This is a genomic window from Herpetosiphon giganteus (assembly GCF_016907925.1).
GTDB lineage: Bacteria > Chloroflexota > Chloroflexia > Chloroflexales > Herpetosiphonaceae > Herpetosiphon > Herpetosiphon giganteus.
In genome coordinates, this window is record NZ_JAFBCZ010000002.1 from 329,129 (window position 1) to 336,162 (window position 7,034).

Below are 7,034 nucleotides of genomic sequence, written 5' to 3' on the forward strand. Positions count from 1 at the left end.
AACACGAAGAGCACGAAGGATGGAGAACTGTCGAAACCAAAAAGAGGGGTCGGGATTCAGGGGCGAGGGGCTTTAACCCTGTGGTTTTCCATAAACAATAGTCGGCTCCCCCTCGCCCGCGCCACGGGAGAGGGGTTGGGGTGAGGGCATGTTTTGCTGATTCAAAAATTTTGTGCTATTGTGTGAGCAATTACAGATAACAACCGCTAGGGGTGCCACATGGCTGAGATTTCGCAACGGCGAAAGACCCTCTGAACCTGATCTCGTTAGCACGAGCGAAGGAAAGCGGCGTGGTTTAATCCCGCCGTGCGCGGGATTTTTGCATGTGGTCTCTAGCCAATGTTCAAGGAGTTTATTCGTGAAACGTTGGTTACTTAGTTTTTTAACAATCAGTTCATTGGTTTTAGCTGGCTGTGGTGCGGCGGCTACGCCAACTGCTGAAACGGCGGTCGAACCTACGCCAGCCACAACCGCTGCGGCTGAGGTTACGCCAGCAGCCACCCAAGCCACCCAAGCGCCCACCGATAGCGGCCAATTTGCTGGCCAAACCTTGGTCGTGGTTTCGCACGATAGCTTTGCGATTAGCAGCGAAGTTATTTCGGGCTTTGAAGAAATGACCGGCGCGACCGTGCAGATTCTCGAATCGGGCGATGCTGGCGAGGCGCTGAACAAGAGCATTTTGGCCAAAGGCGCACCCTTGGGCGATGTGTTGTATGGCGTTGATAATACCTTTTTGAGCCGCGCGCTTGATGCAGATATTTTCGAAGCCTATGCATCCAAAAATCTTGAGCAAATTCCTGCTGAATTAAAGCTTGATGCTCAAAATCGGGTTTCGCCAGTTGATGTTGGCTATGTCACAATTAATTATGATAAAGCTGCTGTGGCCGAAGCTGGCCTGAGCTTGCCAACCGATTTGCGCGATTTGACCAAGCCTGAGTGGAAAGGCAAGTTGGTGGTTGAAAATCCAGCCACATCATCACCTGGTTTATCATTTATGTTGGCCACGATTGGCCACTTTGGCGAGAGCGGCGAATATACGTGGCGCAACTTCTGGAGCGACTTGCGCGCCAACGAAATTAAAGTCGCCAGTGGCTGGGAAGAAGCCTACTATGGCGATTTTAGCGGAGCTAGCGATGGCCAATATCCGTTGGCCGTGAGTTATGCCACCAGCCCTGCCGCCGAAGTGATGTTTGCCACAACGCCTTTGACCGATGCGCCAACTGGTAATTTGTTGTTGCCTGGTGCTTCGTTCCAACAAATTGAATTTGTGGGCTTGTTGAAAGATGCCAAAAACCCAGAATTGGGCAAAGCATGGATCGACTATATGCTCAGCGACGCATTCCAAAGCGATATTGGCGGCCAGATGTTTGTGTATCCTGCTTTGCCAAGCGCCAAAGTGCCTGCTGAATTCGACCAATATGCCCAAGTGCCAAGCGAAGTTGTGACGCTTGCGCCAGCCGATATTTCGGCCAACCGCGAGCGCTGGCTCAACGAATGGCAAGAAACTGTGCTGCGCTAAAAAAACAAACATCCCCTGCAATTCCAAGCTGGTTGCAGGGGATGTTTTTGGTTTAACAGGCTTTTTTAGTCGCCAGTGGTTTTGACTGCTGGCCAATCGCCAACCATCAAGCCGCCGACAGCGCCGATCAATGCGCCGAAGCCACCACCGAGCAAATATTGGCCGGTAACGCTTGCCAAGCCCAAGCCGATCAAGACACAGAAGGCAACGCCAACGAGAATCCGTTTAAGCCGACCAAGCATAGTCAGCGAGATAATCGAATTGGCGCTGATTGAATCGTTGCCAGTGCTGGCTGGTGCGGCTGGTTTTGCTGCGACAGGAGCGGCAGCAGTTGCTGGCGCGGCGGCAGGTGTGGCGGCAACCACAGGTGCAGCGGCGGCAGGCGCTGGCGTAGCGGCGACAACTGGCGCAGCAGGTGCATCAGCGGCAGCAGCTTTTTTCGCAGCCCGAATTGCTTCCAAGCGTGCTTTTTTATCATCCGACATATTGGCACCAACCGCAGCAGTTGCGGGAGCCTCGGTGGTTGCCGCTACGACCGGCGCAGCAGGTGCAGGTGCAGCCGCAGGCGCTTCGCCTTCAGCAGCTTTTTTAGCGGCATTGGCTGCGCGAATCGCATCGAGCCGCGCCTTTTTTTCATCGCTTGTATCAGCCATGTGCGTCCCTCAGATAGCAAAGATTAAATTGATCGACAAGTGTTGTTACGATAGCACGTTATTTTCAATCGCAAACAAGCCAGTAATCCTCAACTCATTGAGTTAAGGCTTCCAACTCGCGCTGTATTGTATCATGCTTGGTTGGTCTTGGTGCAGCTATTTGGTGAGGAAAAATCAGTTCCGTTGAGCCAGCCGTGCCGTTCCACCCAAGAGCACGGCTGACCTTTTCGGATTGAGAGGAAACGCACCTGTAGTATGCCGCCAACAGATGAGTATTAGGTGAGGATGATGTCAATGGGCGATTAAGATTCTTGACCGGTTGCTTAACCAAATTCTCAGCATCTGATCTATACTTGGGCCGTTGTGGTTCGTCAAAGGAGACAGCAATGGGCTTGGTCGAAAGTATTATGAATTTTAGCGAAGGCCGTCGCACGGAGGTTGTGCACGCCATTCGTGATGCAATTACGGCAGTTGCTGGAGTGCAATTGCTCGATGTTCAATCTGACGCTGATCATAATCGCACGGTGATTAGCTTTGCAGGCGAAGCCGAGGCGGTTGGCGAAGCTGCCTTCCAAGCCACGCGCACTGCCCAAGGCTTGATTGATCTGGATACGCATCGCGGCGAGCATCCACGCATCGGCGCGACCGATGTTGTGCCGTTTGTGCCGTTGGGCCAAACCAGCATGAAGCAATGTGTAGCCTTGGCGCGCAAAGTTGGCAAGCGGATTGGCGAAGAGCTGGGGATTGCGGTCTATCTTTATGAAGAGGCTGCCACCCGCCCCGAACGCCAGAATTTGGCCGATGTACGCAAAGGCGAATACGAAGCTTGGCGCAAAGCAGTTGGGGTTGATGCTGCTCGCGAGCCAGATTTTGGCCCAGCCGTAGCCACCCCCGCTGGAGCAACCGTCGTCGGCGCACGCCAACCATTAATTGCCTACAATATCTATTTAAATACAACCGATGTTGAGATTGCCAAAAAAATCGCCAAATCGATTCGCTATCTTGGCGGTGGTTTGCGCTATGTCAAAGCTTTGGGCTTGCTGGTCGATGGCCGCGCTCAAATCTCGATGAACTTGGTGAATTTCCGTGGCACGCCAATTCATCGGGTGCAAGAATTGGTGCGGGCCGAGGCTATGCGCTATGGCGTGACGATTACCGAGGGCGAAGTGATTGGGCTGGTGCCGCAAGATGCGCTGTTTGATGCCGCCGAGCACTATCTGCAACTCAACAATTTTCGCCGCGACCAAGTGCTTGAGGCCAAATTGGCCGCGCCAAGTGGCGATAATTGGCTGCCAAATAGCACCTTGCAAGCCTTTGCTGCTGGTACGCCAACGCCTGGTGGCGGCTCGGCGGCAGCGTTGGCTGGGGCTTTGGCTGGCTCGTTGGGCCAAATGGTGGCCAATTTAACGGTTAGTCGCAAAAAATATGCAGCCGTTAAGCCAATTATCGCCGCCGCCTTGGAGCGCGTGAGCGAAGCAACAACAAATTTGGGCAAATTGGCTTTGGCTGATAGCGCAGCATTTAATGCGATCAGCGTTGCCCGTAAATTGCCCGACGATCAAGCTGATCGGGAGCAACAAATGGCTGCCGCGATTGTGCATGCCTGCGAAATTCCCTTGCAAGTTGCCCAACAAGCTGCTAGTTTGTTTGCTGATTTGCAGCTTTTGGCGACCCAAGGCAACGTCAATGCACGCACCGATGCCCAAGTTGGCGGCTATTTGGCCTATGCGGCGGTGAATGGTGCTTGCCTAAATGTGCTGGTTAATCTTGGCGATTTGAGCGATAGCCAACAACGCGACGTGTTCAGTGCTAAGGTTGCCACCTTGCGCCAACAGGCTGAACAAGGCTTGCAACAATTGGTGACACTCTAAGCAGGGTTATGCTACAATGAGCACATAGATCAACTTCTGCGTATCGCGAGGAGATTTTTCAATGGCTCGTTGGCTTCTGATTGTCGTTGGCTTGGCTGCTTTGGTGCGCGTCATCGACTTACAACGTAAACTTGATGCCGCCCGATCCCGTGGCGATATGTACCGCGACATCTCAGCCCGCCTTGATCGTCAATTGGCGGACTTGCAAAAGCAAGCTAAAGCCTAAAACTCTTAGGCAATTAAACGAGCCGATCAATCAACCAATGCATGGTTATTGATCGGCTTGGCATTTAATCGGTCTTGCGGCGGAGTATCAGTCGGCCATCAGGCGCTCATCAGATCGGCATACTGGCGTAGCATGAAGTTATTGAGTACGCTGCCTCTGGAAACACAAGCCCATGGAGGTCGCCATGCTGACGACATTATTTTTTGTTGCGCTCCTGCTTGTGGCATTAGCCGCATTGCCCTATGTTTCGCGCTCAACACCTGTGGTCGAGGACGACAGCGATGAGCCACAATTACGCATGAAGCCGACGCGCCAGCGCTAAGGCGCTTTCACGATCGGTCACTTCGCCAGCTGCTTGAGCCTCACGAATTGCCTCAAGCAACGCTCCAATTTGCGGGCCAGCTGGCAAACCTAGCTCTTGCATCAACGTGTGCCCATCAACCAAGGGTGCACGTTTTTGTTGGGCCTCGGCATCCCAGTGAAACCCAAGCATTGCGTCTGTCCAAGCGGCTTGGTAGGCCCAATGATGTTCTTGTAGTAACGGCCCGCGCGTGGCCATATGGTCGGCCAAGGCGTGTAATAGGGTATCAACCGCGCTTTCCTTTAAATCGCGAAAGAAGCGATAGGCCGCTTTGGCGCTGGTTTCTGGCTGCGAATAGAGCTGGCCTGGCCGCATATGCCCCGCAATCACCTTACCCATATATTCAATTTCTTGGTTGCTAAAGCGCAAGCGTTGATACACGCCGCGGGCAATTTCGGCCCCAACTGTTTGATGTTCATGAAACGAGACGCTACCATCGGGCTTATCGACACGGGTTGCAGGCTTGGCACAATCGTGCAAGAGGATGGCCATTTTCCAGAGTGCCCGATGACTGGCGGTGTTGCCGATGGGCTGCTGAATTTGAGCCACAACCTGAGCGGCCCATTGCAGTTGCAAGCTTAAATTTGGCAGCATGCGCAAAGTTGCTGGCTGTTGAAAAAAGGCTGGTGGATGCCAATCATCGGCAAGGGCTGGCGGCGCTGGTGGGGCTGGCTGTTGATCGTGCTCCAACTGGGCGAGCAGCCATTCGCCTGCCGTAATTGTTTCGAGCGAATGTTCCCACACATCCAAAAAGTGAATATTGGGCTGGGTGTGGTGGTACATCGGGCGAATCTCAGGAATAATGCTTGGTAAAAGATTAGCTCGATCTAAATAGCGTAGCCAACTAGCGCTCCAGCGAGTAGCCAAAATTGCCAATAGTTCAACGCGCACTCGTTCAACGGCGACTTGGGTGATTGTTTCGGCGTGCGCCCGAATCGCCTGATCGGTTGCTGGATCAAGCTGCCAGCCAAGTTGGGCGGCGATGCGCACGGCCCGCAGCATGCGCAAGGGGTCGTTGGCCAAGGCGTTGGCTTGCACCATGCGCACGGTTGCGCTTTGAATATCGGCTAAGCCAGCGTGGGGATCGATCATCTGGCCAAGTTGAGCCTGCTCGAAGAGCGGTGCGGCCATGGCATTAATCGTAAAATCACGATCAGCCAAATCGCCAGCCAAATCGGCGGCCCGCAAATGCGCCAGATCGAGATAGTTGCCATCGTGCAACACGACGCGGCCAATATCGCGCGCTGCATCAAGCACCACCAAACTGGCGTTGAGCTGGTTGGCAAGGGTTTGGGCTAAGGCAATTGCTGGTTGATCGACAACTAAATCAACATCCTGCAAGGCCCGCCCAATCACCAGATCGCGCAGCGTGCCGCCAACGACCCAGGCTGGTCGCGCGCCGAGCAATTGTTTGAGCACGCTCAAGGCTTGGCGTAAACTTAAATAATCCGCAGTTTGGGGAAACTGAATCTGACTGATCTGCATATAAAACTCACTTTAGGCAGCTATGCTCTATAATTGTTGGATAATCGAACCACAGAATGGCGAAAGGAATAAAGGCAATGAGTTTGACCGTAACGCAAACGGCGCTTGATGGCGTTGTCATTATTAAACCAAGCGTGTTTGCCGATGAACGCGGCTTCTTCCTTGAAACATACCACCAGACTAAGTTTGCTGAACTCGGTCTGCCTACTGATTTTGTGCAGGATAATCACTCACGTTCCAAGCAAGGCGTGCTGCGCGGCTTACATTATCAAGATGAGCGCCAGCCAATGGATAAATTGGTGCGTTGTAGCGTTGGCAAAATTTTCGATGTGGCAGTGGATTTGCGGGTGGGTTCGCCGACCTTTGGCCAGTGGGTTGGGGTGGAACTCAGCGCCGATAACTTTTTACAATTTCTGATTCCTTCGGGCTTTGGCCATGGCTTTGTGGTGCTCTCGGAGTTTGCCGAAGTGCAATATCGCTGTACAGGCTTATATGCTCCCGAAACCGAGGGCGCGGTGCGCTGGAACGATCCGCTCATTGGCATCGAGTGGCCAATGAGCGAACCAACGCTCTCTGGTCGCGACCAAGCTGCAATGGGCCTCGAAGCCTATTTGGAGAATCCGGCGTTTCGCTATCGCGGTTAGTTTTCCCTGTTTCTCGAGCTATTTGGTGGTGATCAGATATAGATACCGTCTGATCACCATCCTTCCATCCTGCCTCAAGGCGGAAAATGCAAGGAAGCCTCCTTACTAAGGGTATGTTGTTATCTATCATGTGTTATCACCACCCTTCCGTCCCGCCTCAAGGCGGGAAACGCAGGGGGGTTTCAGCCCTTTCGGGGGTAGGTTTTTAAGCATTAAGGAATGACGCATCAGCGAACCTGCGGTATGATCGGGGTGTCAAGAACCAATCAAGCACC

At 53.2% G+C, this 7,034-nt stretch carries 7 protein-coding genes and 1 riboswitch; of the genes, 5 read left to right on the forward strand and 2 right to left on the reverse strand.

Annotated features, from left to right (window positions below):
• Positions 1–198: 198 nt before the first annotated feature.
• Positions 199–301: riboswitch (TPP riboswitch) on the forward strand.
• Between the two features lie 57 nt (positions 302–358).
• Positions 359–1,519, forward strand: coding sequence for a thiamine ABC transporter substrate-binding protein (locus tag JOD20_RS03000; protein WP_204753838.1), 1,161 nt, complete (start codon positions 359–361; stop codon positions 1,517–1,519).
• Positions 1,520–1,584: 65 nt separating this feature from the next.
• Here JOD20_RS03000 and JOD20_RS03005 read toward each other — a convergent pair whose 3' ends face one another.
• Positions 1,585–2,172, reverse strand: a complete 588-nt coding sequence (locus JOD20_RS03005; RefSeq protein ID WP_204753839.1) for a hypothetical protein — start codon at positions 2,170–2,172, stop codon at positions 1,585–1,587.
• A 386-nt stretch (positions 2,173–2,558) separates the two neighbouring features.
• Here JOD20_RS03005 and ftcD point away from each other — a divergent pair, with 386 nt between their 5' ends.
• The 3 genes from ftcD (at position 2,559) to JOD20_RS03020 (ending at position 4,591) form a co-directional block, all read left to right on the forward strand.
• Positions 2,559–4,043: a glutamate formimidoyltransferase gene (gene ftcD / locus JOD20_RS03010; protein ID WP_204753840.1), complete on the forward strand. Its 1,485-nt coding sequence runs from the start codon at positions 2,559–2,561 to the stop codon at positions 4,041–4,043.
• 61 nt (positions 4,044–4,104) lie between these two features.
• The gene (locus tag JOD20_RS03015; protein ID WP_164689801.1) at positions 4,105–4,269 is read left to right on the forward strand and encodes a hypothetical protein; all 165 of its coding nucleotides are present in this window, start codon (positions 4,105–4,107) and stop codon (positions 4,267–4,269) included.
• Positions 4,270–4,453: 184 nt separating this feature from the next.
• A complete protein-coding gene (locus JOD20_RS03020) occupies positions 4,454–4,591 on the forward strand; it encodes a hypothetical protein (protein WP_204753841.1) in 138 nt (45 codons plus the stop codon).
• Here JOD20_RS03020 and JOD20_RS03025 read toward each other — a convergent pair.
• Complete coding sequence (locus tag JOD20_RS03025) at positions 4,562–6,115, reverse strand: tRNA nucleotidyltransferase/poly(A) polymerase-related protein (protein ID WP_204753842.1); 1,554 nt, start codon at positions 6,113–6,115, stop codon at positions 4,562–4,564. The genes JOD20_RS03020 and JOD20_RS03025 overlap by 30 nt on opposite strands.
• Positions 6,116–6,192: 77 nt before the next feature.
• Here JOD20_RS03025 and rfbC point away from each other — a divergent pair, with 77 nt between their 5' ends.
• Positions 6,193–6,759, forward strand: a complete 567-nt coding sequence (gene rfbC, locus JOD20_RS03030) for a dTDP-4-dehydrorhamnose 3,5-epimerase (RefSeq protein ID WP_204753843.1) — start codon at positions 6,193–6,195, stop codon at positions 6,757–6,759.
• Positions 6,760–7,034 lie beyond the last annotated feature (275 nt).